At 70.9% G+C, this 24723-nt stretch carries 25 protein-coding genes; 2 read left to right on the top strand and 23 right to left on the bottom strand.

Annotated features, from left to right (window positions below; genetic code table 11):
- Positions 1-528: 528 nt before the first annotated feature.
- Positions 529-1428 carry an acetylglutamate kinase gene (gene argB / locus IPG65_RS00630; RefSeq protein ID WP_293187371.1) on the bottom strand — a complete coding sequence of 300 codons (900 nt, stop codon included), beginning with the start codon at positions 1426-1428 and terminating at the stop codon, positions 529-531.
- 253 nt (positions 1429-1681) lie between these two features.
- On the bottom strand, positions 1682-2788 hold the full coding sequence (locus IPG65_RS00625; RefSeq protein ID WP_293187370.1) for a glycosyltransferase family 4 protein: 1107 nt from the start codon (positions 2786-2788) through the stop codon (positions 1682-1684).
- Positions 2789-2952: 164 nt separating this feature from the next.
- On the opposite strand from IPG65_RS00625, the gene IPG65_RS00620 reads away from it, so the two are divergent.
- Positions 2953-6816 (top strand): methyltransferase domain-containing protein, encoded by a 3864-nt coding sequence (locus IPG65_RS00620; RefSeq protein WP_293187369.1) that lies wholly within the window; start codon positions 2953-2955, stop codon positions 6814-6816.
- A gap of 32 nt (positions 6817-6848) precedes the next feature.
- Here IPG65_RS00620 and IPG65_RS00615 read toward each other — a convergent pair whose 3' ends face one another.
- Positions 6849-7259 carry a CAP domain-containing protein gene (locus tag IPG65_RS00615; protein WP_293187368.1) on the bottom strand — a complete coding sequence of 137 codons (411 nt, stop codon included), beginning with the start codon at positions 7257-7259 and terminating at the stop codon, positions 6849-6851.
- A gap of 29 nt (positions 7260-7288) precedes the next feature.
- Between IPG65_RS00615 and IPG65_RS00610 the strand changes: the two genes are divergently transcribed.
- Complete coding sequence (locus tag IPG65_RS00610) at positions 7289-7855, top strand: hypothetical protein (protein ID WP_293187367.1); 567 nt, start codon at positions 7289-7291, stop codon at positions 7853-7855.
- On the opposite strand, the gene IPG65_RS00605 is transcribed toward IPG65_RS00610, so the two are convergent.
- The 20 genes from IPG65_RS00605 to IPG65_RS00510 form a co-directional block, all read right to left on the bottom strand.
- Positions 7773-8663 (bottom strand): cyclopropane-fatty-acyl-phospholipid synthase family protein, encoded by an 891-nt coding sequence (locus IPG65_RS00605; protein WP_293187366.1) that lies wholly within the window; start codon positions 8661-8663, stop codon positions 7773-7775. The two genes, IPG65_RS00610 and IPG65_RS00605, sit on opposite strands and share 83 nt — an antisense overlap.
- A gap of 11 nt (positions 8664-8674) precedes the next feature.
- Complete coding sequence (locus tag IPG65_RS00600; RefSeq protein ID WP_293187364.1) at positions 8675-9973, bottom strand: ABC transporter ATP-binding protein; 1299 nt, start codon at positions 9971-9973, stop codon at positions 8675-8677.
- A 2-nt stretch (positions 9974-9975) separates the two neighbouring features.
- Complete coding sequence (locus IPG65_RS00595; RefSeq protein WP_293187362.1) at positions 9976-10779, bottom strand: ABC transporter permease; 804 nt, start codon at positions 10777-10779, stop codon at positions 9976-9978.
- Positions 10780-10876: 97 nt separating this feature from the next.
- A complete protein-coding gene (locus IPG65_RS00590) occupies positions 10877-11821 on the bottom strand; it encodes a peptidylprolyl isomerase (protein WP_293187360.1) in 945 nt (314 codons plus the stop codon).
- 297 nt (positions 11822-12118) lie between these two features.
- Positions 12119-12556 carry a hypothetical protein gene (locus IPG65_RS00585; RefSeq protein ID WP_293187358.1) on the bottom strand — a complete coding sequence of 146 codons (438 nt, stop codon included), beginning with the start codon at positions 12554-12556 and terminating at the stop codon, positions 12119-12121.
- A complete protein-coding gene (locus IPG65_RS00580) occupies positions 12547-12681 on the bottom strand; it encodes a hypothetical protein (protein WP_293187356.1) in 135 nt (44 codons plus the stop codon). The genes IPG65_RS00585 and IPG65_RS00580 overlap by 10 nt, the downstream gene beginning before the upstream one ends.
- Entirely contained in the window at positions 12678-13646 is a 969-nt protein-coding gene (locus IPG65_RS00575; protein ID WP_293187354.1) for a hypothetical protein, read from the bottom strand. Before IPG65_RS00575 ends, IPG65_RS00580 begins: the two co-directional genes overlap by 4 nt.
- A 372-nt stretch (positions 13647-14018) precedes the next feature.
- A complete protein-coding gene (locus IPG65_RS00570) occupies positions 14019-14576 on the bottom strand; it encodes a hypothetical protein (protein WP_293187353.1) in 558 nt (185 codons plus the stop codon).
- Entirely contained in the window at positions 14573-15199 is a 627-nt protein-coding gene (locus IPG65_RS00565) for a hypothetical protein (RefSeq protein WP_293187352.1), read from the bottom strand. The genes IPG65_RS00570 and IPG65_RS00565 overlap by 4 nt, the downstream gene beginning before the upstream one ends.
- Positions 15200-15390: 191 nt before the next feature.
- Positions 15391-15540, bottom strand: a complete 150-nt coding sequence (locus IPG65_RS00560; protein WP_293187351.1) for a hypothetical protein — start codon at positions 15538-15540, stop codon at positions 15391-15393.
- Complete coding sequence (locus IPG65_RS00555) at positions 15537-15674, bottom strand: hypothetical protein (RefSeq protein WP_293187350.1); 138 nt, start codon at positions 15672-15674, stop codon at positions 15537-15539. The genes IPG65_RS00560 and IPG65_RS00555 overlap by 4 nt, the downstream gene beginning before the upstream one ends.
- Before the next feature lie 228 nt (positions 15675-15902).
- Positions 15903-16337: a hypothetical protein gene (locus tag IPG65_RS00550; RefSeq protein ID WP_293187348.1), complete on the bottom strand. Its 435-nt coding sequence runs from the start codon at positions 16335-16337 to the stop codon at positions 15903-15905.
- Positions 16331-17605, bottom strand: coding sequence for a cell surface protein (locus tag IPG65_RS00545; protein ID WP_293187346.1), 1275 nt, complete (start codon positions 17603-17605; stop codon positions 16331-16333). Before IPG65_RS00545 ends, IPG65_RS00550 begins: the two co-directional genes overlap by 7 nt.
- A 133-nt stretch (positions 17606-17738) precedes the next feature.
- On the bottom strand, positions 17739-18170 hold the full coding sequence (locus tag IPG65_RS00540; protein ID WP_293187344.1) for a hypothetical protein: 432 nt from the start codon (positions 18168-18170) through the stop codon (positions 17739-17741).
- Positions 18171-18220: 50 nt separating this feature from the next.
- Positions 18221-20722, bottom strand: a complete 2502-nt coding sequence (gene gspD / locus IPG65_RS00535) for a type II secretion system secretin GspD (RefSeq protein WP_293187342.1) — start codon at positions 20720-20722, stop codon at positions 18221-18223.
- 81 nt (positions 20723-20803) lie between these two features.
- Entirely contained in the window at positions 20804-21442 is a 639-nt protein-coding gene (locus IPG65_RS00530) for a hypothetical protein (protein ID WP_293187341.1), read from the bottom strand.
- A complete protein-coding gene (locus IPG65_RS00525) occupies positions 21439-22002 on the bottom strand; it encodes a GspMb/PilO family protein (RefSeq protein ID WP_293187340.1) in 564 nt (187 codons plus the stop codon). Before IPG65_RS00525 ends, IPG65_RS00530 begins: the two co-directional genes overlap by 4 nt.
- Positions 21999-23087, bottom strand: coding sequence for a PilN domain-containing protein (locus tag IPG65_RS00520; RefSeq protein WP_293187339.1), 1089 nt, complete (start codon positions 23085-23087; stop codon positions 21999-22001). Before IPG65_RS00520 ends, IPG65_RS00525 begins: the two co-directional genes overlap by 4 nt.
- A 29-nt stretch (positions 23088-23116) precedes the next feature.
- Entirely contained in the window at positions 23117-23971 is an 855-nt protein-coding gene (locus IPG65_RS00515) for a type II secretion system protein GspK (protein WP_293187338.1), read from the bottom strand.
- A gap of 50 nt (positions 23972-24021) precedes the next feature.
- Positions 24022-24708 carry a prepilin-type N-terminal cleavage/methylation domain-containing protein gene (locus IPG65_RS00510; RefSeq protein ID WP_293187337.1) on the bottom strand — a complete coding sequence of 229 codons (687 nt, stop codon included), beginning with the start codon at positions 24706-24708 and terminating at the stop codon, positions 24022-24024.
- Positions 24709-24723: the final 15 nt, after the last annotated feature.

The following is a 24723-nucleotide window of genomic DNA, read 5'->3' as shown; positions in this document are numbered from 1 at the left end:
GCCGCCGGGCCGAGCCCCCCGCCCCCACCAGCCGGCCCCCCGGCCCCCCGGCCCGCGCGCCCCCCCCCCCCGCCCCCCCCCCCCCCCCCGCCGCGCGGGGGGCGGCCGCGCCGGCCGCGGCCCCGCGCCCCCCCCCCCCCCCCCCCCGCCCCGCCCCGCCCCCGCCCCCGCCAGCCCCCCCCCGCGAGGCCGCCCGCGGCCCCCCCCCCGGCGCCGCCCCCCCCGGGGGGGCGCCCGGGGGGCCGCGGCCCCCCCGGCGCCCCGCCCCCCCCCCCAGAGCCCCCCGCCGGGGGGCGGCCGCCCGCCCCCCGCGCGGGGGGGGAGGGGCCCCCCCCCCCCCCCCCCCCGGGCCCGGCCGGGGGGCCCCCCCGGGGCGCGCGGCGGGGGGCGCCGCGGGGGGGGGCCCTTCCCCACTTCGCCCGCGCAGTGGTCTCCCGCCTCATTCAACCCAAGCAGATCAAATTCAATAGCAGAAGACGCAATACCCAAGCCAGCCAAAGCCCGATTCACCCGAAACCCAGACACGAATCAATGCGACCGGATCATGGTGCCAAACGGCTCATCCGTCAGCACCTCCAGCAGCATCGAATGCGGCACGCGCCCGTCGATGATGTGCACCGCGTTCACGCCGCTCTTGGCCGCGTCCAGCGCGCCGGCGATCTTGGGCAGCATGCCGCCGGAGATGGTGCCGTCGGCCACCAGTTCGTCGATGCGGCGCGGCGTCAGCTCGGGCAGCAGCTGGCCCGCCTGGTCCAGCACGCCCGGGATGTTGGTCAGCATCAGCAGCTTCTCGGCCTGCAGCACCGTGGCCAGCTTGGCCGCCACCACGTCGGCGTTGATGTTGTAGCTCTCGTTGTGCACCCCGAAGCCGATCGGGCTGACGACGGGGATGAACTGGTCGTCCTGCAGCGCCTGCACCACGGCCGGATCGATCTGGTCGATGTGGCCCACCTGGCCCACGTCGTGCTCGATGGTGGGGTCGCGCGGGTCCACCAGGCGCAGCTTGCTGGCGCGGATCAGGCCGCCATCGCGCCCCGTCAGGCCCACCGCCTTGCCGCCGGCCTGGTTGATCAGGCCCACGATGTCCTGCTGCACCTCGCCGGCCAGCACCCATTCGACCACCTCCATGGTCTCGGCGTCGGTCACGCGCATGCCCTGGATGAACTCGCCCTTCTTGCCCAGGCGCTTGAGGGCGGTCTCGATCTGCGGCCCGCCGCCGTGCACCACCACGGGGTTGATGCCCACCAGCTTGAGCAGCACCACGTCCTCGGCGAACGCCGCCTGCAGCGCCGGGTCGGTCATGGCATTGCCGCCGTACTTGATGACCATGGTCTTGCCATGGAAGCGGCGGATGTAGGGCAGCGCCTGCGCCAGGATCTGGGCTTTGTCGCGCGGGGCCAGGGAAGCGGTGTCGAGGGAGGTCGTCATGGCGGGTGGGCAGATCGGGGATCGCGAATCATAGTCACGAAGCCCCCAAGCCCCACCGCCCGCAGCGCACGAATCCCAACGCCCCCATGGTCCTCTATCGCCGGCAGCGCCCACACCCCAAAGAAACAAAAGGCCGCGGAGCAGGCCATGCCAGCAGCCGCCGCGGACGGGCTGGGCCCGGCCGCTGGCGGCGCCCCCTCGAGGGGAAGGCGCCACATCGCGAGGCGAGTGGCGCCACGGGGGTGGTCAGAATCTAGAGCGCTGGAAACACGCGCGGCACCTTGAAGCGCACCAGGCTCACGTAGGCCACCACGTAGCTGACGGCGAACAGCACGCAGAAGGCCAGCAGCACCCCGCTGTAGCGCCAGAACAGCACCGCCGGCACCACGGTGAGCGCGATGAAGCCCCACAGGTAGGGCGCGGTGCGGTTGTTGCGCATCAGCATGTTCCGGGCCTCATCCTCGTGCAGCACGCCGCGCACCAGGCGCCGGTAGACGAGCTGGTGCAGGTGCAGCGCATCGGCCATGCCGGGCGAGACGCCGCGCCACAGCTTGCGGTAGATCGAGAACAGCGTCTCCCACACCGGGTAGATCAGCAGCAGCAACGGGAACCAGGGCGAGACGATCGGGTGGCGCTGCACCAGCAGCAGGCTGATCACCGCGATCAGCAGCCCCCACAGGTAGGCCCCCGCGTCGCCGGCGAAGATCAGCCCGCGCGGGTAGTTCCACACCAGGAAGCCCCCCGTCGCCGCCGCCAGCGCGATGGCCATGGCCGCCAGCTCGCGGTCGCCCACCTGCATCGACACGTGCGCCAGCGCCAGGCACACCACCAGCGCCACCATGCCCGCCAGGCCGTTGTAGCCGTCGATGATGTTGAAGGCGTGCGGCAGGCCCGTCACCGCCAGCACCGCCAGCCCGGCGCCCAGCCACGGCCAGCCGGCCCAGAGGGTGTCGAGCCAGTCGAAGCCCAGGTGCGTCACCGACAAGCCCAGCAGCGCCCAGGCCAGCAGGCCTGAAGTGAGCGTCAGCAGCAGGCGCCAGCGCACCGCCAGGCGCTGGGTCATGTCCTCCAGCACGCCGCCGGCGAAGGCCGGCAGCAGCATCAGGCCCCAGGTCGGCAGGTCCAGCTGCGCCCGGTCGATGTTGCCCGCCAGGTGCGCCCATTGCAGCAGCGGCAACGCCGCCAGCGCCAGCGCCCAGCCCGCCAGCAACCCCAGCCCGCCCAGGCGCGGCGTGTGGCCGACGTGGAACCGCTGCGGCGCGTCGTCCGCGTAGCCGTGCGGCAGGCGCCTGAACACCCGGCGCACCCACAGGGTGGCCACCAGGGACAGCACGAAAGCGAGCACCGCCAGCGAGATCATTCGGAAGCAGGAAAACGGGTTCGGCGGCAGGCCGGATCGTGGGCACCCGGCGGGCGGGTGGAAAAATGCACCATGGTAGCATCCAAGCCCCCCATTTCGAGGGCGGAGCGAGGCCTCGCGCGCGCCGCCCTCCACGATCCTTCATGGCGCCAGAATCGCCCGACATGAACGTCTCCGCGCCCGCCCTGCACGTCTACGACCGGGACATCCAGTCCACCGAACGCACCTCCCTGTCGGTCCTCGCGGGCCGCATCCCGGCCGGTGCGCGCGTGCTGGACCTGGGTTGCGGCAGCGGCGCCGTCGGGCGCTTCCTGGCCGCGCGCGACGGCGCCGCCGCCGGCCCCATCGACGGCCTGACCCTCAGCGCCGACGAGGCCGCCCTGGCCGCGCCGCACTACCGGCGCGTCGAGGTCGCCGACCTGGACGCCTGCCGGCTCACCGGGCTGTTCCCCGAAGGCGGCTACGACATCATTGTCTGCGCCGACGTGCTGGAGCACATCCGCGGCAGCGACCGCGTGCTGGCCGAATGCCGGCGGCTGCTGGCGCCGCGCGGGCGCGCCCTGCTGTCCATTCCCAACGCCGGCTACTGCGGGCTGGTGGCCGAGCTGATGGCCGGCGAGTTCCGCTACCGAGAGGAAGGGCTGCTGGACGAGACCCACGTGCGCTTCTTCACGCGCCGCACCCTGCAGCGCTTCCTGTCCGACGGCGGCTGGGCCATGGACAGCCTGGACACCATCGAGCGCCAGTTGCCGGACTCCGAGTTCCGCGTCGCCTTCGACGCCCTGCCGCCGGCCGTGGCCCGCCATCTGCTGGCCTTGCCCGACGCCCTCACCTACCAGTTCATCGTGGCGGCGCACCCGGCCGCCGAGGGCGAGCGCCTGCCCGACCTCGACGACGGCGCCGCGCTGCCCGCGCGGGCGCTGTTCACCAGCGAACTCTACCTGGGCCAGGGCCGCGACTTCAGCGAGGACCGCAAGCTCATCACCCGCGGCACCATCGGCCAGCAGCGCCAGACACTGTGCTTCGCCTTGCCCGCGGAAGCGCCGCCGGACGGGCTCAAATGGGATCCGGCCGATCGCCCCGGCTACCTGCACCTGCACGCCCTCACCCTGCGCGATGCCGCCGGCCAGCCGCTGTGGCGCTGGTCGCCCGCCGACGCCGGCACGCTGCTCGACGCGTCCCGCAGCGGCATCGTGCCGCAGCCGCCCTGGTGGCCCGGCGGCCCCTTCATGCTGCTGCTGCACGGCAACGACCCCTGGATCGAACTGCCCGTTCCCGCCGAGGCGCTGGCACGGTCCGCCGGCGGCCGGCTCGAAGCCGAACTCGGCTGGCCCATGTCCGCCGACTACCTGGCGCTGGCTGGCTCCACCCAGGACCACATCGCCCGCGCCGAAAAAGCCATCCAGGCGGCAGACGCCGAGCACGCCGCCGCCGAAGCCCGGCGCGCGGCGGCCGAAACCGCGCGCGAGGCGCGCGGCGAAACCGCGCGCGAGGCGGCCGAAACCCGGCGGCAAGCCGCCGAGGCCGAGCGGGACGCCGCCCGCCAGGCCGTGCGCCAGACCCAGCAAGCCCTGCACGCCCTCGCCGAGCAGAACGAGGACCTGCGCCGGCAGAAGCAGACCCTGCTCTCCCGCACCCTCGCCCTCGGCCGTGAGCGCGACGACGCCCGCAGGCTGATCCACGACATCGAGAACTCCACCGTGTTCCGCGCCACCCGCCCCATCGTCCACGCCAAGATGCGGGTCGACCAATGGCTGGGCGTCGGTTCGGCGCGCCCGGCGGTCCGGCCCGAGGCGCGTCCGCTCGCGCCCGAACCGCACCCCGTCGACGTCATCGTGCCCGTCTACCGGGGCCTGGCCGACACGCGGCGCTGCATCGAATCGGTGCTGGCCGCCCGCTGCGCCACGCCTTGGCGCCTCATCGTCATCAACGACGCCAGCCCCGAGCCCGAGGTGACCGACTGGCTGCGCGCCGTCGCTCCCACCGACGCGCGCATCACCCTGCTCGAAAACGAGCACAACCTCGGCTTCGTCGGAACCGTCAACCGCGGCATGGCGCTCTCCGGGCACGCCGACGTGCTGCTGCTCAACAGCGACACCGAAGTGGCCGGCGACTGGCTCGACCGCATCCGTGCCGCCGCCTACGGCGACCAGAAGATCGCCTCGGTCACGCCCTTCTCCAACAACGCCACCATCTGCAGCTACCCGCGCTTCTGCGCGGACAACGACCTGCCCGCCGGCTGGGACACCGCCCGCCTCGACGCCCTGTTCGCCCGCGTCAACGCCGGCCAGGTGGTGGACGTGCCCACCGGCGTGGGCTTCTGCATGTACATCCGCCGCGCCGCGCTGCAAGCCGTCGGCCTGTTCGACGTCGAGCATTTCGGCAAGGGCTACGGCGAGGAAAACGACTTCTGCATCCGCGCCCAGGCAGCCGGCTGGCGCAACCTGCACGTGCTCGACACCTTCGTGCGCCACTTCGGCGGCGTGAGCTTCGGCGCCTCCAAGTCGCCCCGCGAGCGCGCCGCCATGGAAACCCTGCGCCGGCTGCACCCGCGCTATGAAGGCGACGTGCTGCGCTTCGTCCAGGCCGACCCGGCGCGCCTGGCGCGCATCGCCGTCGACCTGGCGCGCGTGCAGGACGGTGGCCTGCCCGTCATCCTCGCGGTGCTGCACGACCGCCAGGGCGGCACCGAGCGCCACGTCCACGAATTGGCCGACACCCTGCGCGGCCGGGCCCAGTTCCTCGTCCTGCGCCCGCTGTCCGACGAACGCGCCAGCCTGCGCCTGCCCGACCCCGGCGAGAGCCTGGACCTGGTGTTCTCCCTGCGCACCGAATACGACAGGCTGATGGGGCTGCTGCGCATCCTCGGCGTCCGCCACCTGCACTACCACCACCTGCTCGGCAACGGCGACCGCGTCCGCGAGATGGCCGGGCACCTGGGCGTGGGCTACGACTTCACCGCGCACGACTACTACACGCTCTGTCCCCAGATCTCGCTGACCCGGCGCGACGGCGTCTACTGCGGTGAAGAAGGCGTCGGCCAATGCACCGAATGCCTGGCCGAGACACCCGCGCCGGGCGGCGTCGACATCCTCACCTGGCGGCGCCCCCACGCCGCCTTCCTCAAGGGCGCGCGCTACGTGCTCGCCCCCTCGCGCGACGCCCTCTCGCGCCTGGCCAAGTGGATTCCTGGCGCGCCGTTGCGCCTGGTGCCCCACACCGACATCGACCTCGCCGAGCGCCTGCCCGCGCCCGCGCCGCCGGCATGGCAGGGCGACCGGCCGCTCCGGGTGGCCATCATCGGCGCGCTCAGCGTCATCAAGGGCGCCGACCTGCTGGAAAACGTGGCCCTGGCCGCGCGCCGGCGGAACGCGCCGGTCGAGTTCCACCTCATCGGCTACGCCTACCGCGCCCTGCGCACCCAGCCGCGCGCCAACCTCACCCTGCACGGCCGCTACGACGACGAGGATCTGCCCGACCTGCTGCGCTGGCTCGCGCCCGACGTGGTGTGGTTTCCCGCGCAGTGGCCTGAAACCTACAGCTACACCCTCAGCGCCTGCCTGCAGGGCGGCTGGCCCGTGGTCTGCCCCGACCTGGGCGCCTTCTCAGAGCGCCTGCAGGGCCGTCGCTGGACCTGGGTGCACCCCTGGAACGCCAGCGCCGGCGAGTGGCTGGACTTCTTCACCAGTATCCGCGAGCGGCACTTCGCCACCGGCCGGTCGCCAGCGCCCCTGCTGCACCTCGCGCCGGCCGACAGCCACGCGCCCGGCGCCGTGAACTCATCCCACTGGTACGCCCACGACTACCTGGACAGCCTGCCCGAAGGCGCGCCCACCCCCGTCACCACCGCCCTGGTGGCCGCGCACCTGCCCGCCGCCAGCCAGGCAGGCGCCGCCACCCATGACGCCGCCAAGGCGCGCGCCCTGGGGGCGCTGGCGCGGCTGCGCGCCATGCCGGCGCTCTCCGGCGTGGCCCGCGCCATCCCGGCGGGCTGGCAACGCCGGGTGAAGGACTGGCTGAGAAAGTAGGCAGGCCCCCGAAGGCAAGCCGCCCTCTCACGTCAGCGTGAAGTGCCCAGGGTCACCGTCCAGTAGAACCCGTAGGTCGTTCCACCGCGGTAGGCGCAACTGCCACCGAAGTCGGTGAAACCCGGGTTCATCAGGGCCGAGCAGTGGCCGGGACTGGCCAGCCACCCCCTGAGAACGGCATCGACGCTGGAATAGCCCGCCGCGATGTTCTCCCCCCCGCTCCATCCACCGTATCCGGCCTCGCCCATGCGCTGCGGCGGCGTGCTGCGGTCGGAACCCGTGTGGTCCATGAAATCGTGGCTCGCCATGTCGTACGAATGGCGTTCCGCCGCCTGGCCCAACGGGTTCGACCACGTCAGCGCCAGCGCCACCGGCATCGACCGACCGCCGCACACCTGCCCCTGCGCCCGAAGCGCATTGACCTTGACCAGCAACTCGCCCATGTCCGCGCAAGCGGACACGCCCGGAGGTGGTGCCGTCGCGGGCGGTGGCGGTGGCGGTGGCGGTGGCGGTGGCGGTGGCGGTGGCGGTGGTGGTGGTGGTGGTGGTGGTGGTGGTGGTGGTGGTGGTGGTGGTGGTGGTGGTGGCGGTGGTGGTGGTGGTGGTGGTGGCGGTGGTGGCGGTGGCGGTGGTGGTGGTGGTGGTGGTGGTGGTGGTGGTGGTGGTGGTGGTGGTGGTGGTGGTGGTGGTGGTGGTGGTGGTGGCGGTGGCGGTGGTGGCGGTGGTGGCGAAGGCGGGACAGGTGTCGGCGCGGGAGCCGGTGGCGCCGGCTCAGGCGCGGGCTCAGGCACCGGTGCCGGCGCAGGCTCGGCGACAGGCGCTGGCGCGTCGGCCGCGCCGTCGCCTCCGCCGCCACAGGCCGCCATGGCGGCGGCGCACAGGATGGATATCGCCGCCAGGCGCGCGCGGCGGTGGGATTCGGTCATGCAGTCACTCCTCCGTGGAATGTTCAATGTTCAGTCCCGGCGCAGCACCCAGGCGTCCTGGTGGTGCCAGAACCACGTCGGCTCGAAACGGGCGATGGCCTCCTCGCCCATGAGCGCCCGCACCTGCGCGCGCACGAAGCGCTCGTCGGTGTACGCGGTGCCGTATTCCTGCGCGTCGATGGCGCTCGACTCGCTGGCCGCGTTGAACGCGTAGCCCTCGCCGTCCAGCGCGCGGCCCACGCGCCGCGCCGCCTCGGTCCCGTGGGTGCTGAACACCAGCAGCCCGCCCGGCGCCACGGCGTCCCACAGCCGGGCCAGCCAGCGCGCCCAGCTGCCGCGCGGCAGGTGCGAGAACAGCGACAGCACGAACACCAGGTCGTAGTGCTCCGGCCACCGCACCGCCTCGGGCCGCGCCTGCGACGCGAAGCCCCGCACCCCGAACGTCTGGCGCGAGAACCGCACCGCGTCCTCCACCACGTCCGACACCGTCACGCCGCCCGCGCCCACCGCCTTGACCAGGTGGCGCGTGAAGCGCCCGTGCCCGCTGGCGAACTCCAGCACGCTGCCCAGCTTCAGCAGCGGACGGTCCACCGACTCCAGCAGCAGCATCAGCTCCGACAGCGTGCGCCAGCCGTCGGCCAGGTAGTCGCGCAGCGGGTTGGTCGAGGTCGGGTGGCCATCGAAGAAGTGGAAGATGTCGTCTTGCGGCGAGATGGCGCAGTCCAGCCCCATCATCTGCGCGAACGAGCCTTCCAGCCCGTGCCGCTCGATCAGCCCGTGCGCCGCCAGCCGCGTGGCCCGCGCCTCGCGCGCGCGCCGCAACGCGCCCGCCGCGTCCTCGCGCCGGCCTGCCGCCAGCAGCGCCTCGCCCTCGCGCAGCAGCGCCATGGCGCGCTCCGCGTCCAGTTCCGTCCCGTTCATTCCCGTCTCCCTCATGTCCACTGGTGCGGCAGCTTGACCAGGCCCGGCATCAGCGTCGGCGTGACGAAGCGGAAATGCAGGAACTGGTACCACTGGTCGTACACCACCAGCCCGCTCTGGTCGAACAGGTACGCGCTGACCACGTACTGCCCGCTGTGCAGCGGCAGGTCGGCGAACGTCAGCACCGACCGCCACACGCCCGGCGACACCTGCGTCGGCGCCGCGCCCTCCTCGTGCGTCGCCAGCGACGTGATGCCCACGCCCCGCGACTGCTCGATCATGAAGCCGATGTTCGGCCGCTCCTCGCCGTGGCCGCGCACCGTGATGGTCGCCACCAGGTCGCGGCTGTCCAGCAGCGGCGGCTCGCCCTCGCCCAGGTGCGCGATGTCCACCGACAGGATCGCCGCCGTCGCATCCGGCTGGTGCGGCTGCCGCGGCGCCGCCGACCCCGCCTGCGCCGTGCCCTGGGGGTCGGCGCTGCCGGCCGCGTCCTCGGTCGGCACCACCATCGCGGCATGCCCCGTGTCCCGCGCCGGCTCGCCGCCCGCGCCGTCCCGCAGGCGCATGTGCATCTCGTAGGCCCCGACCACCGGCTCGGTCGGCCCGAACTCCATCACCCGCCCCTGGTCCAGCCACAGCGCCACGTCGCACAACTGCCGCACGTGGTAGGGGCTGTGCGAGCAGAACAGGATGGTGCAGCCGTTGCGCCGGAACGCCTCGATGCGCTCCACGCACTTCTTCTGGAAGTTCTGGTCGCCCACCGCCAGCGCCTCGTCGATGATCAGCAGGTCCGGCTCCACCGCCGTCACCAGCGCGAAGGCCAGCCGCACCACCATCCCCGACGAATAGGTCTTCACCGGCCGGTCGATCGCCTCGCCGATCTCGGCGAACGCCAGCACCCGCGGCTCCAGCCGCGCCATCTCCTCGCGCGCGATGCCGATCAGGCTGCCGCCGAAGTACAGGTTCTCGCGCCCCGTGAAGTCCGGGTGGAAGCCCGCCCCCAATTCCAGGATCGCCGTGATGCGCCCGCTGCGCGCCACCCGCCCCGTGGTGGGCTGCAGCGTGCCAGTGATCAGCTTGAGCAGCGTGCTCTTGCCCGCGCCGTTGTGCCCCACCACGCCCAGGCACTGCCCGCGCCCCAACTCGAACGACACCTCCCGCAGCGCCCAGTGGCTGCGGTGCAGCGCCCGCCCCGTCAGCAGCGACTTCAGGCGCGCCCTGGGAGAGTCGTACAGCAGGTATTCCTTGCCCACGCCGTCCAGCCGCAGGGGCACGGCCGCGGCGTGCACGGCGGGGGGAGCGGCGTCCATGCTCACAGCCAGTCCACCAGTTGGTCGCGGCTGCGGCCGATGGCCAGCGACAGCAGCGCCGCCAGCACGCCGATCCACGCCAGCAGCACGGCCCACACCGGCCACGCCGGCCACGCCCCCTGCAGCAGCGCCGACTGGTAGCCCAGGATCGGCGCCGTCATCGGATTCAGCCACAGCAGCCAGCGCCAGCCGGCGGGAAACATGGTCACCGGAAACAGCACCGGCGACAGGAACACCCCCAGCGACAGCAGCACCCCCACCACCTGCACCACGTCGCGCAGCGCCGCCGCCAGGATGGCCAGCAGGTAGCCCGCCAGGAACGACAGCACCCCCTGCAACGCCAGCAACGGGATCACCGCCCACACCCCCGGCCCGAAATGGTGCGCGCCCGCGTACAGCGGTATCAGCGCCACGACCAGAGGCGCGAACACCACGCCGCTGGCCAGCACCGCCCGCGCCGGAAACAGCCCCGGCGGCAGCGGGTTCTTCTGCAGCATGCCACCGGCCTCCAGCAGGCTGTTCATGCCGCGCTGCGCCGCATCGGCAAAGGCCATCCACGCCAGCATGCCCACGATCAGGTAGGTGCCCACGCGCGTCGTCGGCGCCTGGCCCCCCAGGCGCATGCCGAACACCACGTCGAACACCAGGTAGTACGACGCCACCGTCAGCAACGGCGGCAGCCACACCCACAGCAGGCCGCCGGCCGAGCCGGCGAAGCGCGCGCCGATCTCGCGCCGCGTCAGCACCGCCAGCAGGCCGCGCAAGCGCCAGAGCTGGCCGCATTCGGCGGTCAATGACGCGAACATGGTGGAAACTCAGCCTGATCGGCGGTTGAACGCACCCGCCAGTGCCGTGATCGGCGTGGCAGGCAAGGCGCGGTGACGCTGCGGGCTGCCGCCTGGTTCAGGGCTTCCCGAGATGGGTCGGGTGGCGCGCCATCAGGGCATTGACGGCTTCGTCATTCACCTTCGCCTCGGTGTCGGCGCTCTCCCAGAGCCGACTGCGCTCGCGCCCCTCGATCTTGGTGCGCAGTTCCTCGCGCAGCTTGGGCAGCACCTCCTCGAAGGGAACGGTGCGCGCCGGCTTGCGCTCCACCAGTTGAATGATGTGGTAGCCGAAAGGCGTCTTCACCAGTTCGCTCAACTCACCCGGCTTCTTGAGCGCGAAGGCCGCCTTCTCGAAAGCGGGCGCCATCCTGCCGGCGGCGAAGAAGCCCAGCTCGCCGCCGCGCGTGGCGCTGCCGGGGTCGGCCGACTGCTCGCGCGCCAGTTGGGCGAAATCCGCCCCCTTGACCAGCTCGGCCCGCAGCGCCTCGGCCTTGGCTTTCACCTCGGCATCATCGCCGCCGCCCTGGGCCACCGCCAGCAGAATGTGGCGCGCATTCACCTGCTCCGGTTCCTTGAAGCGGTCCGGCTGGGCCTGGTACTCCGAGCGGGCATAGCGGTCCAGTGCCTGCTCATTGGGCAGCGCCGTGCGCACGCCCTGGCGCAGTTGCAATTCCATCAGCGCGCGCTCGTGCATCATCTTCAGGTAGGCGGTGCCCTCGGGCGTCTTGTCCAGCCCGGCCTTGGCGGCCTCGGCCGACAGGGCGCGCTGCACGTAGGCGCTGCGGGCAAAACGCACCACGGCGTCGCGGCTGGCCCAGAACCTGGCGATTTCGCCGGCCGGCACCATTTCCTTGATCAGCATCTCCATGTCACCGGCGGTCACCTGGCCGGCCGGGCCGGACGTCAGCGCCGCCGCACCACCGGCCTGCGCCAGCGCGGGCACGGGCGCGAGAGAAAGACTGGCCATCGAAAGCGCGGCCGCCAGCGCCGTGCGCAGCTTGCCGTGAAGGGGATTCAGCATTGCGTTCAAACCTCGTTGCATGAAAAGTGCAGGGCATCCAGACCCACGATCAGCCTGAAGGGCCAGTTGCCCGGGAAACCCCGCATCATACCCGTTTGCCCCCGAAAGCCGCGCCACGGACCCATGGGCACCCAGACGCCTTGTGGCGCGAGGTTCTTTCGCCCCTCGCAGGAAGCAGGAAAGGCCGCCTTTCGTCCTGGAACGGCTGGGCAACAAAAAAGGGCGGGGTTGCCCCCGCCCTTTTGAGTTTGCACGGCATCGGCCCTCTCAGGCCGATGTCGATGCATCGCCCCTGAATTACTGGGGCTGCACGACAGCAGCGCCGGTCCAGCGATGCGGGATGGTCAGGCCGTAGTTGCCGTTGCCAGCCTTGATCGAGGTGGCCGCGAAGCCCACCACCGGCACCGGGTGGATGGCCGTCTGAGACCCGGAACCCGTGCCCGTGTTCTGGCTCATCTGCAGCTTGGCCCAGCCCGCCACGCCCGGCAGCGGGTGCGTCACGCTGTGCGCCGTCACCGCCGCTTGCAGCACCGAGCTGGTGCCGAACTGCAGCGTGAACACTTCACCGCACGCTTGACCCTCGCCAGGCGAGAAGCCGCCCGTCCAGCCACCCGTCTCTTCACGATCCCAGAGCGTGAGGATTGGACGCAGGCACGCCATCGGGCCGTAGCCGCCAGCGTTGCGGTTCAGCACCAGACGGCCGGTGTACGGGCTCTCGGGGTTGATCAACCCCACAAGCCCATGTCGCCGAAGAAGTCCGGCAGAATCACCGGGCTGCCGTTGGTGAGCGGCGACAGCGAGTCGTACAGCACCGCGGCGTGGTAGCGGCGCGTCGGCTGCGACACCACCCAGTCCGTCATCCAGGCCACTCCACCAGCGCCCGCGTCGTGGCCACGTAGTCGTTCATGATGAATTCCTTGGCCAGGGCGTCGGACAGCCTCATCGCCTGGACTTGCGGGGAATCACCCACGATGTACGGCGTGGACAGGTCGGGCAGATCCCACCACTGAGCGATGATGCCCAGGCCGGGGAACTGGTTGGGCGGCACGATCAGCAGCGGATCGGAGGTGAAGGCCACCGTGGTCGCGTAAGGCACGTCGCCGGTCATCTGGGGCGAGTAGTTGATCAGGCCGGCACCTTCGGGGGCCACGCCGTTGACACCCAGCTGACCAGAGGTGGCCAGAATGGCGGTCTGCTCGCCACCGTACACGGCGATCTGTTCGGTGTTCAGCACCGCCCACGAGCCCATCAGCTTGCCCGTGGGGCTGTCCAGGCCCACGGCCAGCGCGTCGGAGGCGGTGGTCAGCACCTGGACCGACTTCAGCACGTCCAGCACGTCGGCCGTGCACGGCGCAACGCCTGCCTTGTGCTTGATGGCCGTGTACAGCGGGTTGGGGGTCGCGCCGAACGGACCCTTGCTTTGCGCAGGGACGTCGGCCATGTTGTACACCTCGAAGTAGCCTTCGCGGGTCAGCGCGTTCACCTTGCTCTCGTCATTGAGCTGGGGCAGGCGCAGGGTCTTGAACACGCCAGGCCACTGGTTGGGCGCACCGGCCTCGGGCAGGGTGCACGATTTGTCGTCGGTGCTCAGCACGGTGCGGCCAGCAGCGTTGCGCGTCAGCGATCCGCTCCACACGTCGGCGGGCGACAGGAACACCATGAAGTCCAGCAGTTCGTCAGAGCCGCTGGCCCCGCGGAAGCGAACCTTCACCACCTTGCCGTTGACCGTGTCGGTGTTGGTGATGTTGAACAGCGAACCCATGTTGCCCTGGGTCGTGAAGTACGGCCCGATCAGCATGTGGCCCGTGCCGGCGGGGTGAATCACCAGATCCCTGGCGGGCCGCCGTGCCGCCAAGGTTGGTGCCCTCGATACCCAGCGCGACAACCGCGTGGGCCGTGCTGGCAAGCCCCAGGCCGCCCAGGGCAATTGCTGCGCTCAGCGACAGAATGCTCTTTTTCATAGCTATGACTCCATTGAAGAAAATGTTGCAAGACCCAAGCGAATCTTGGAGATGCGATGAAGATGCTAACACGGGCTTGCCGGGGCTTTCAATTCTCGGCCCGGCGAACACGGCATCGCTCCGTTCGACTGTCGTTTTTTTGCATCAATCGTGAAAAGAAAAAGGGCGGGGTTGCCCCCGCCCTTCTTGAATTCGCCCGCCATCGGCCATCAGGCCGCTGGGGTCGATTTACCCGCTCAATTCTCCACGCGAGCGCCGGTCCAGCGGTGCGGGATGGTCAGGCCGTAGTTGCCGTTGCCAGCCATGATCGAGGTGGCCGCGAAGCCCACCACCGGCACCGGGTGGATGGCCGTCTGAGACCCGGAACCCGTGCCCGTGTTCTGGCTCATCTGCAGCTTGGCCCAGCCCGCCACGCCCGGCAGCGGGTGCGTCACGCTGTGCGCCGTCACCGCCGCTTGCAGCACCGAGCTGGTGCCGAACTGCAGCGTGAACACTTCACCGCACGCTTGACCCTCGCCAGGCGAGAAGCCGCCCGTCCAGCCACCCGTCTCTTCACGATCCCAGAGCGTGAGGATTGGACGCAGGCACGCCATCGGGCCGTAGCCGCCAGCGTTGCGGTTCAGCACCAGACGGCCGGTGTACGGGCTCTCGGGGTTGATCAACCCCCACAAGCCCATGTCGCCGAAGAAGTCCGGCAGAATCACCGGGCTGCCGTTGGTGAGCGGCGACAGCGAGTCGTACAGCACCGCAGCGTGGTAGCGGCGCGTCGGCTGCGACACCACCCAGTCCGTCATCCAGGCCACTCCACCAGCGCCCGCGCCGTGGCCACGTAGTCGTTCATGATGAATTCCTTGGCCAGGGCGTTGGACAGCCTCTCCGCCTGGTCTTGCGGGTCATCACCAGCGATGTACGGCGTGGACAGGTCGGGCAGATCCCACCACTGAGCGATGATGCCCAGGCCGGGGAACTGGTTGGGCGGCACGATCAGCAGCGGATCGGAGGTGAAGTTCACCACGGTCTGGTAAGGCACGTCGCCGGTCATCTGGGGCGAGTAGTTGATCAGGCCCGCACCTTCGGGCGCGACGCCGTTGACGCCCAGCGGGGCAGCAGCAGCCAGAACCGCGGTCTGCGCGCCACCGTACACGGCGATCTGTTCGGTGTTCAGCACCGCCCACGAGCCCATCAGCTTGCCCGTGGGGCTGTCCAGGCCCACGGCCAGCGCGTCGGAGGCGGTGGTCAGCACCTGGACCGACTTCAGCACGTCCAGCACGTCGGCCGTGCACGGCGCAACGCCTGCCTTGTGCTTGATGGCCGTGTACAGCGGGTTGGGGGCCGAGCCGAACGGGCCCTTGCTTTGCGCAGGGACGTCGGCCATGTTGTACACCTCGAAGTAGCCTTCTCGGGTCAGCGCGTTCACCTTGCTCGTCATTGAGCTGGGGCAGGCGCAGGGTCTTGAACACGCCAGGCCACTGGTTGGGCGCACCGGCTTCGGGCAGGGTGCACGATTTGTCGTCGGTGCTCAGCACGGTGCGGCCAGCAGCGTTGCGCGCCAGCGATCCGCTCCACACGTCGCCGGGCGACAGGAACACCGTGAAGTCCAGCAGTTCGTCAGAGCCGCTGGCCCCGGCGGAAGCGAACCTTCACCACCTTGCCGTTGACCGTGTCGGTGTTGGTGATGTTGAACAGCGAACCCATGTTGCCCTGGGTCGTGAAGTACGGCCCGATCAGCATGTGGCCCGTGCCGGCGGGGTGAATCACCAGACCCCCGGCGGGCGGCGTGCCGCCAGGGTTGGCGCCCGAACACCCAGCGCGACAACCGCGTGGGCCGTGCTGGCAAGCCCCAGGCCGCCCAGGGCAATTGCTGCGCTCAGCGACAGAATGCTCTTTTTCATAGCTATGACTCCATTGAAGAAAATGTTGCAAGACCCAAGCGAATCTTGGAAATGCGGTGAAGATGCTAACAGGGCTTGCCGGGGCTTTCAATCCCGGCTCGGCGAACACGGCATCGCCCCGTTCGACTGTCGTTTCTTTGCATCAAGACGGCCCCATGAAAAAAGGGCGGGGTTGCCCCGCCCTTCTTGAATTCGCTCGCCATCGACCATCAGGCCGATGGAGTCGATTTAGCCTCCTGGGATGGGGGGCAGCTCCATCCCTGGGGTGGGGGGCAGCTCCATCACAACGGCGCCGGTCCAGCGATGCGGGATGGTCAGGCCGTAGTTGCCGTTGCCAGCCTTGATCGAGGTGGCCGCGAAGCCCACCACCGGCACCGGGTGGATGGCCGTTGGAGACCCGGAACCCGTGCCCGTGTTCTGGCTCATCTGCAGCTTGGCCCAGCCCGCCACGCCCGGCAGCGGGTGCGTCACGCTGTGCGCCGTCACCGCCGCTTGCAGCACCGAGCTGGTGCCGAACTGCAGCGTGAACACTTCACCGCACGCTTGACCCTCGCCAGGCGAGAAGCCGCCCGTCCAGCCACCCGTCTCTTCACGATCCCAGAGCGTGAGGATTGGACGCAGGCACGCCATCGGGCCGTAGCCGCCAGCGTTGCGGTTCAGCACCAGACGGCCGGTGTACGGGCTCGGGGGTTGATCAACCCCCACAAGCCCATGTCGCCGAAGAAGTCCGGCAGAATCACCGGGCTGCCGTTGGTGAGCGGCGACAGCGAGTCGTACAGCACCGCAGCGTGGTAGCGGCGCGTCGGCTGCGACACCACCCAGTCCGTCATCCAGGCCACTCCACCAGCGCCCGCGGCCGTGGCCACGTAGTCGTTCATGATGAATTCCTTGGCCAGGGCGTCGGACAGCCTCTCCGCCTGGTCTTGCGGGTCATCACCCACGATGTACGGCGTGGACAGGTCGGGCAGATCCCACCACTGAGCGATGATGCCCAGGCCGGGGAACTGGTTGGGCGGCACGATCAGCAGCGGATCGGAGGTGAAGTTCACCACGGTCTGGTAAGGCACGTCGCCGGTCATCTGGGGCGAGTAGTTGATCAGGCCCGCACCTTCGGGCGCGACGCCGTTGACGCCCAGTCGGCCGGAGGTGGCCAGAATGGCGGTCTGCTCGCCACCGTACACGGCGATCTGTTCGGTGTTCAGCACCGCCCACGAGCCCATCAGCTTGCCCGTGGGGCTGTCCAGGCCCACGGCCAGCGCGTCGGAGGCGGTGGTCAGCACCTGGACCGACTTCAGCACGTCCAGCACGTCGGCCGTGCACGGCGCAACGCCTGCCTTGTGCTTGATGGCCGTGTACAGCGGGTTGGGGGCCGAGCCGAACGGGCCCTTGCTTTGCGCAGGGACGTCGGCCATGTTGTACACCTCGAAGTAGCCTTCTCGGGTCAGCGCGTTCACCTTGCTCTCGTCATTGAGCTGGGGCAGGCGCAGGGTCTTGAACACGCCAGGCCACTGGTTGGGCGCACCGGCTTCGGGCAGGGTGCACGATTTGTCGTCGGTGCTCAGCACGGTGCGGCCAGCAGCGTTGCGCGCCAGCGATCCGCTCCACACGTCGCCGGGCGACAGGAACACCGTGAAGTCCAGCAGTTCGTCAGAGCCGCTGGCCCCGCGGAAGCGAACCTTCACCACCTTGCCGTTGACCGTGTCGGTGTTGGTGATGTTGAACAGCGAACCCATGTTGCCCTGGGTCGTGAAGTACGGCCCGATCAGCATGTGGCCCGTGCCGGCGGGGTGAATCACCAGACCCCCGGCGGGCGGCGTGCCGCCAAGGTTGGCGCCCGGAACACCCAGCGCGACAACCGCGTGGGCCGTGCTGGCAAGCCCCAGGCCGCCCAGGGCAATTGCTGCGCTCAGCGACAGAATGCTCTTTTTCATAGCTATGACTCCATTGAAGAAAATGTTGCAAGACCCAAGCGAATCCTTGGAGATGAATCCTTGGAAATGCGGTAAAGATGCTAACACGGAGGTGTGGCAGGTTTCAATCCTCCATAAGAAGGACCGCCCGGGATCACAAGGCCTGGTAGAACCACCACTGGCCGTCTTCGCGGACCCAGGTTTCGTCGACGAGGTTGACGATTTTCTGGCCGATGAAGGGCGGCGTCAGCATGGTCATGGAGAGGCGCACGCGGACTGCGCACCGCTCGGCCTCGCAGGTGACCTCGTGCACCTGCACGCCATCCCACCGGGCGCCGGCACCGAAGCGTTTGGCGTAGTCGACCTGCTTGACGATGGCGCGGAAGCCGGGCTGGGTGTATTGCCAGGCCTTGGGGAATTGGGCGTCGATCAGGGCGGCCCAGCGTTCCTCGGCACGCTGGCGCACGACGTCCTCGGTGGTCTTGGGCTGGAGCGAGGCGCAGCCGGCCAACCAGAGGACGGCGCCGGCCAGCGCGGTGGCGAACATGGCGCGGCGCGGCGCCCGGGATTGGAAGGCGATGGACATGCAGGAGGCTCCTTGGGATCGAAAACGGATGAGGGCCGGGAAGGCCGGGTTCAGGGTTGACCGGCCGGGAGCGCGGATTGGGCGCCCAGGCTCAGGGTGATGCCGCGCATGCGGTCGCGCAGCTCGCGGCTGATGGCGCGGGCGTCCTCGTCGGAGCGCAGCACGCGCGGGGTCAGGATGACGAGCAGCTCGGTGCGCTCGGCGGTGTCCCGGTGGCGGCCGAACAGCGCGCCGACGACGGGAATGGACGACAGCAGGGGCAGGCCGGCCTTGCCGCTGTCGGTCTTGTCCTTGATGAGACCGCCGAGCACCAGGGTTTCGCCCGAGCGGACGGCGACCTTGGAGTTGATCTGCCGCTGCAGGAAGGTGGGGTAGCCGGCGGTGGCGGCCGAGCTGGAGTCGAGGCCGAGGTCGGTGACGGTCTGGTCGATGTCCAGCGTGACGAGATCGCCGGCGCTGACCGAGGGGGTGACGCCGAGCATGACGCCGGTGTCCTTGTACTGGATGTTGGTGGTCTGGAAGTTGTTGGTGCCGCTGATGGTGGTGCCGGTGTTGACGGGCTGCTGGGTGCCCACCTGGATGGCGGCGGTGTGGTTGTCGAGCACCATGAGCGAGGGGCTGGACATGACCTTGACGAGCGACTTGTTGGCCAGCGCGGTGAGCACGGCGGAGATGCTGCCGGCGGCGTTGCGCAGGGTGTAGGTGAAGGCGTTGGTGTTGGCGCCGCCGGGCGGGGGAGGGGGCGCGAGGCCGCGCGCGTCGGACAGCGGCCCCAGCACGCCCTGGCCGCCGCGGCCGCCGCCGACGCCGCCGTTGAAGGTCCATTGCAGGCCGTACTCGAGGCCGTCGCCCAGGGTGACTTCGATGATGGAGGCTTCGATGACGATCTGCGCGCGCTGGATGTCCAGGCGCTTGAGGGTGGATTCGATGCGCTCGTACTCGGCCGGGGTGGCGTGGATGAGCAGGGTGTTGTTGATGCGGTCGGCCATGACGCGCACGGTCTGGCCGAGCATGGTGGTGACGACGTTGGGGCCTTGCTGCCCGCCCTGCTGGTTGACGCCCTGCCCGAGGCCGCCAAAGCCGCCGCTGGAGCCCGCGCCGAAGCCGCCGGTGTTGCCGAAGCCGGAACCGCCGAGCCCCGAGTTGCCGAAGCCGCCGCCCCCGAAGGCGTTGCCGCCCAGGCCGGCGCGCTGGTTGCGGTTGGCGCCGAACTGGCTGGCGTAGCTGTTGTTGATGTTGGTGTTGCTGCCGGCGACGCCCGTCAGGCCGGGCGCGATGCCCGTGGCGCCGGTGGCGCCGGGCTGCTGGATGACGCCGCCGCCGTAGATGCCGTTGAGCAGTTCGGCCAGGTGGCTGGAGGAGCCGTTCTTGATCTTGTAGACGAAGAGCTGGGGTTCGGCGCTGTTGAGGTTGGGGCGGTCGAACTGCTCGATCCAGTAGCGCACTTCGTCGAGGTAGGCGGCGCGGGGGGTGACGACCATGACGGCGTTGATGCGCTCGATGGGCATGACGCGCAGGGCGCCGAACAGCGGGCTGTTCTCGCCCAGGCTGGCCGGCGCCGCCCCTTGGCCGGCCGCCGCGGTGGCAGCCTGGCCGGCGGCGCCGGGCCGGGCGCCCTGGGCGGGCGCGGCGCGGCCAGGCGTGGCCGCGCCGGCGATGGCGGCGCCGGCCCCGCCCGAGGTGGCGCCGCCGGACATCATGCGCAGCGCGGCCTCGACGTCGGCGGCGGAGGTGTGCTTGAGCGGGAACACGCCGACGGACATGCCGCGCAGCAGGTTGACGTCGAAGGTGTTGACGAGGTCCATCCAGCCTTCGGCCTGGGCGCGGGTGCCGCGCATGACGAGGATGTTGCGCACGGTGTCGACGCGCAGGATGGCGTCGGAGGCGACCAGGGGCCGGAGGATGTTGGCCATCTCGCCGGCGCCGAGGTACTGCAGCGGAACGATGACGGCGCCGTAGCCGGGCGGCAGCGGCCCGTCGCCGGCGAGCTGCGGTGCGCTGACGATGCCGTTGAGGGCCTCGGGCGTGCCGACGTGGTAGGTGCCCCGGGCGTCGCGCCCGATGACGATGCCGTTGGCCTGCAGGGCCTGCTCCAGCAGGAACATGGCCTTGTCGGCGGGGACGGTTTCGCGTGTGCTGAGGGTGATGCTGCCCTGCAGGGGCGGGTGGACGACGTAATCGACCTTGAGCATGTCGTTGAGCATGACCTTGACGACTTCGCCCACGGGCGCATCCTGGAACTTGAGGCTGCTGACGGGGCCGCTGACGGGCGCGGCGGGGTTGCGCGGGCCGGCGACCATGCGGTCGGTGCCACGGATGATGATGGGGTCGGTGGCGCGCCCTGCCCCGCCCGTGTCGGCGCCCAAGGCCGGGGAAATGGGGGCCGCCTCCGGCGCGGCGGCAGCCTTGAGCGGAGCGGCTTCGAGCGCCGGCAGGCGGGCGGGCGGGTCACCGGCGGGCTGCTGAAGGGCGCCTGCCTGCTGGGCGCAGCCGGTGAGCTGGCCCAGGACGGCCATGGCGATGAGCGTGAGGGAAATGCGGGTCATGTTCATGAGGCGATGGACAGGTGGTTCGTGGCGAGCCTGGGGCGACCCCGGGAAGGAGGTGGCTCGGGCGGCGGACCGCCCGAGCGGTCAGCCAGGGGCCGGCACGACGCGGGACCGCCGTCTGGGACGTGGGCCTTCCGGGGTCGCATCGGCGGGGTTGGCGAAGTCGGGGCTACCGACGGCCCGCGCGGGCGAACGCTGCGCGGGCGCTGCTGCTGCTGCTGCTGCGCTGGCGCTGTCGAGGGGCACCTCGATCTCGCGCCGTTCGGCGTTGCGTTCGAAGCGGACGCTGCGACCCTGGACGCTGGTGACGCGCCAGCCGCCCAGTTCCTCGCCAGGACGCACGAATCGGGTCTGGCCCTCGTATTCGACCATCACGCCGGTCAGGGCCGGGCCGGTGATGACGCCGAACACGCGCGCCTGGTCGATGGGCTGGGGTGGCGGCTTGTCGGGCTCGGCGGGCTCCTTGTCGACGCTCGGCGGCCGGCGGGTGGACATGAACAGCGGACGCTCGACCGTGCCGGGATAGGCGGCGCCGGCCGCGGGGTTGAAGGCGAGCCGGGCCTGCCGCACTTCGTCGAGGGCGGGGGGCTGGGGCTCGGGCGCGGACCACTGGCGCCAGCGCTCGGGCGCGCCGGGCGCGAACCACAGGCCGGCCAGCAGCACCGCCAGCATGGCGCTGCCGGCCATCAGGGCGGTGGTGGGGGTGAAGGCGCTGCTTTTCATGGCCTTTGCCTCAGCACGAACAGGCTCAGCCGGAAGGTCGCGACGTGGGGGCGGCCAGCCGTGCCGGCGCCCTGGGCGCTGACACCGGCGACGCCGGTGAAGACCGCGGGGCGCACGGCGGAGAGGTCGCGCAGCAGGCCGAGCGCGGAAGCCCAGTCGCCCTCGACGGCCAGCGACAGGTCGATGCGGTCGAGGCCGGTGTCCTTGTCTTCCTTGGGCTGGGCGGCCTGGCTGCTGGAGACGCGCAGGCCGCGCTGGGTGGCGAGTTCGCGCACGCGCTGCAGGGCGTCGTTGCCGATGTCGTCGGCACCCCGTTCGGCGGGGTAGACGAATTGGGCCAGGTTGGCGGTGAGGTCGGCTTGCGCCCGCCGGAGCTGCTCTTCGTTCTCCAGCAGGCCGGTCAGGCGGGCGACGCGGGGGTTGACGCCGTCGAGGGCCTCGGCTGCCGCGATGTGCGCGCGCACGGCGGTGGTAACGCCCCAGCCCAGGACGAGCAGCAGCACGCACGCGGCAATGAGAAGCCAGGCGTGTTCGGGCCGCAAGGCGGCGCGCCGGATCATGGCATGCCTCCGGTGGCGGCGCGCACCAGGCCGTAGCGCGCGGCGTCGGCGTGGAGTTCGATGTTGAAGCGCTCCTTGGCTTCGCCCGGCCCGCGGGTGGCGGGCGAGGACAGGCGCACGCCGCTGACGCCGGGCTGGGAGGCCAGGTGCTTGACCAGGGCGGCGGCATCGTCGGCCTGGCCAATGGCAACGACCTTGTCGCCATCGACCTGCAGGGCGTTGAGCCAGGCGCCGTCGGGCAGGGCACGGGTGAGCATGTCGAGGACGGGCGGCAGGGCCAGTTGCTGGCGCGCCAGTTCGCCGACGTGGCGCAGCAGTTCGGCGCTGCGCAGGAGGGTTTCGCGCTGGGCCTGCTGGGGCGCGGCTTTCTGCTGCAGCGCGCGCAGGGCGGCCTGCGCCTGCGCGGCGCGCTGGTGCAGCATGAGGGTGGGTGTGACGGCCAGCGCGGCAAGCAACACGAGCAGCAGCGCGATCCATCCCAGCACCTTGCGCTGGCCGCTGGCGCTGGCGCGCTGGCGCGCGGCTTCGCCCCAGCCGCGCAGCACCAGCGGCACGGTGGGCGCGGCGGCGGTGGCTGCGTCGGCGGGCAGCAACCAGATTTCGGCCTGCTCGTCCAGGCCGGCGCGCTGCAGGACGGCCTGCCCTTGCTGGCGGGAAGTGAGGGCCAGATCGACCTGCATGAGATCGCCCTCGCCCGCCCTGGCGCGCCAGCCATGGACGGTCTGATCGACAGGGAAGGGCGTGGACGACAGCACTTCGAGCCGCACGGCCTGGGCGAGATCGTCGGCGCTCAGGCTGGGGAGCACCAGGTGGCGTTCCAGCACTTCGTCAGGTGAAATTTCGGCCGCCGCGACGCCGGCCTCGGGCGACTGGAACGGCCCGTTCAGTCGCGTGGCGAGTTCCTGGCGCACGCTCCAGTAGCTGGCCTGGCCGTCGCGGCCCACCAGCCGCACCGGCACGGCGGGCGCCAGGGCGCGCAGGGCCGGGCGCGCCAGCAGCCATTGCCCGGCCGCGCGCCATTGGGCAGGCCACCGGGCAAGGTCGAGGCCGAGCAGACGAGTGTCACTGGAGAGTTGAGCAACCATGTGGAACGTTGATCAGGGCAGCGCCCTCGTCATGAGGAAGCAGCACCCGCGGAAAGCAACTGCCGCGACTGGCGCAGAAAGCGCCACGGCAAAAGGTGCACGGGGTCGGTGGCAAGAGATACATCACGCGTGAGGACCAGTATTCTGCCTGCATCCAGAGGGACGCTGGCGCGCAGCCGGTAAAGTTCGGTGCCGCCCCCCCCGGACGATGTCGTGAATCGGCCGTCGAGAAAGCTGCTGTCCACGCCGGGTTGGCCGGCGGCGCGCTGGGCGGCGAAGCGCGCGATGCGTCCGGGATCGCCGGGGGCCAGCGCGGCCAGCACGTCGGGCGGCGCGGCCAGGGCGTTGACCTTGGCGGTGCTCAGGTCGGCGCTGACCAGGGGGGCGATGCGGGCGTACAACGTGTAGTCGACGCCGGGCACGAGCATCAGATCCTCGGGGGCTTCGAACCTGCGCTGCTGGCTGAGGGCGGCCGCGGCCGGGCTGGTGGGGTCGGCGGGTGGACGCTCGCTGCGCCATTGCACCAGTTGCCGCGCCAGCGCTTCGGCCGCGCCGGGTGCCAGGCCGCCGGCGTTGTGCAGCATCTGGGCCAGCAGCGGGACGTCGGCGCCGTTGAGGGAGATGAGCCCGTCGAGCGGCGCCGCCTCGACCTGGATGGCCACGCCTTGATAGACGATGGACGCGGTCTGCACGCCGGGGGGCCGACGGGTTTCGGCCAGCAGCGCCTGCAGCGCGATGTGGATGGCGCCGTCGCCCAGCGCCTGGCCGACGGCGGCGTCGCGCTGGACCGAGGCGGTGTCGATCTGGGCACGGGTGGTCTGGCTCAGGCCGGCCGCCAGCAGGCTGAGCGCGGCCACGATCCAGAGCACGGCGACCAGGGCCACGCCGCCATGCCGGGCGGGCAGGCGGCGCGGTGCGCGGACGGCCGGGGCCCTCAATCGCTGCCCCCGCCAAAGGTGGAGCGCACGGCCGACGGGTCGCTGATGAAGTTGGCGGACACCGGCAGCACCATCGGCGGCCAGGGCGCGTCGGCGGCGCCGAAATCGATGCGCACGGCATCGGGCAGCAAGGGGGTGCGAGACACGGTGAGCGGATCGACCTGCGCGGGCGGCCAGGCGGGCAACCAGGCGCCACTGGCGGGATGCCGGTAGCTGAGCCGCGGTTGGACCGTGGCCGATGCCAGCGGCTGCGCCGCGGCCGCTCCCCATTGATCGAAGGTGGCCGCGCCATTCCAGGGCGCGTAGCGCAGCACCCAGCGGGACTGCCCATCGACGGTTTCGACGGCCAGGCGCAGGTAGTGACGCCCGCCGACACCGAAGCGCGCGGGCATGATGCCGATCCACTGGACCGCGCCGGCGTCGCCGAGGAAGAAGGGCATCTCGGGCGGCAGCGCGGCTTGCAGCACGCGCACCCGGCGGGCGGATACCTGGTCGAACGCGCCGTTGAGGAATTGCCAGGCGAGGCGATAGTCCTCGGCCTGCGCGATGCGCTGGTCCACCCGCTCTTCGGTCTGGCCCATGGCGCGCATGGCGCCGGTCAGCACCACCATGAGAATCGAGAGCAGCGACAGGGCGATCAGCACCTCGATCAGCGTGAAGCCGAGCCGGCGCCGGGCGCGCAACGGCGATCGATCGTG

It is taken from the genome of Ottowia sp. (assembly GCF_016703145.1).
GTDB lineage: Bacteria > Pseudomonadota > Gammaproteobacteria > Burkholderiales > Burkholderiaceae_C > Ottowia.
Note: the sequence above shows the minus strand (reverse complement) of the source record. Positions and strands in the feature narration are given on the sequence as shown.

Bases quoted from the DNA above. Each gene is read 5' to 3' on its own strand.
- argB (WP_293187371.1), bottom strand. From the start codon at position 1,428: ATGACGACCTCCCTCGACACCGCTTCCCTGGCCCCGCGCGACAAAGCC.
- IPG65_RS00625 (WP_293187370.1), bottom strand. From the start codon at position 2,788: ATGATCTCGCTGGCGGTGCTCGCTTTCGTGCTGTCCCTGGTGGCCACC.
- IPG65_RS00620 (WP_293187369.1), top strand. From the start codon at position 2,953: ATGAACGTCTCCGCGCCCGCCCTGCACGTCTACGACCGGGACATCCAG.
- IPG65_RS00615 (WP_293187368.1), bottom strand. From the start codon at position 7,259: ATGGGCGAGTTGCTGGTCAAGGTCAATGCGCTTCGGGCGCAGGGGCAG.
- IPG65_RS00605 (WP_293187366.1), bottom strand. From the start codon at position 8,663: ATGAACGGGACGGAACTGGACGCGGAGCGCGCCATGGCGCTGCTGCGC.
- IPG65_RS00600 (WP_293187364.1), bottom strand. From the start codon at position 9,973: ATGGACGCCGCTCCCCCCGCCGTGCACGCCGCGGCCGTGCCCCTGCGG.
- IPG65_RS00595 (WP_293187362.1), bottom strand. From the start codon at position 10,779: ATGTTCGCGTCATTGACCGCCGAATGCGGCCAGCTCTGGCGCTTGCGC.
- IPG65_RS00590 (WP_293187360.1), bottom strand. From the start codon at position 11,821: ATGCTGAATCCCCTTCACGGCAAGCTGCGCACGGCGCTGGCGGCCGCG.
- IPG65_RS00580 (WP_293187356.1), bottom strand. From the start codon at position 12,681: ATGACGGACTGGGTGGTGTCGCAGCCGACGCGCCGCTACCACGCCGCG.
- IPG65_RS00570 (WP_293187353.1), bottom strand. From the start codon at position 14,576: ATGACGGACTGGGTGGTGTCGCAGCCGACGCGCCGCTACCACGCTGCG.
- IPG65_RS00555 (WP_293187350.1), bottom strand. From the start codon at position 15,674: ATGAAAAAGAGCATTCTGTCGCTGAGCGCAGCAATTGCCCTGGGCGGC.
- IPG65_RS00545 (WP_293187346.1), bottom strand. From the start codon at position 17,605: ATGAAAAAGAGCATTCTGTCGCTGAGCGCAGCAATTGCCCTGGGCGGC.
- IPG65_RS00540 (WP_293187344.1), bottom strand. From the start codon at position 18,170: ATGTCCATCGCCTTCCAATCCCGGGCGCCGCGCCGCGCCATGTTCGCC.
- gspD (WP_293187342.1), bottom strand. From the start codon at position 20,722: ATGAACATGACCCGCATTTCCCTCACGCTCATCGCCATGGCCGTCCTG.
- IPG65_RS00530 (WP_293187341.1), bottom strand. From the start codon at position 21,442: ATGAAAAGCAGCGCCTTCACCCCCACCACCGCCCTGATGGCCGGCAGC.
- IPG65_RS00525 (WP_293187340.1), bottom strand. From the start codon at position 22,002: ATGATCCGGCGCGCCGCCTTGCGGCCCGAACACGCCTGGCTTCTCATT.
- IPG65_RS00520 (WP_293187339.1), bottom strand. From the start codon at position 23,087: ATGGTTGCTCAACTCTCCAGTGACACTCGTCTGCTCGGCCTCGACCTT.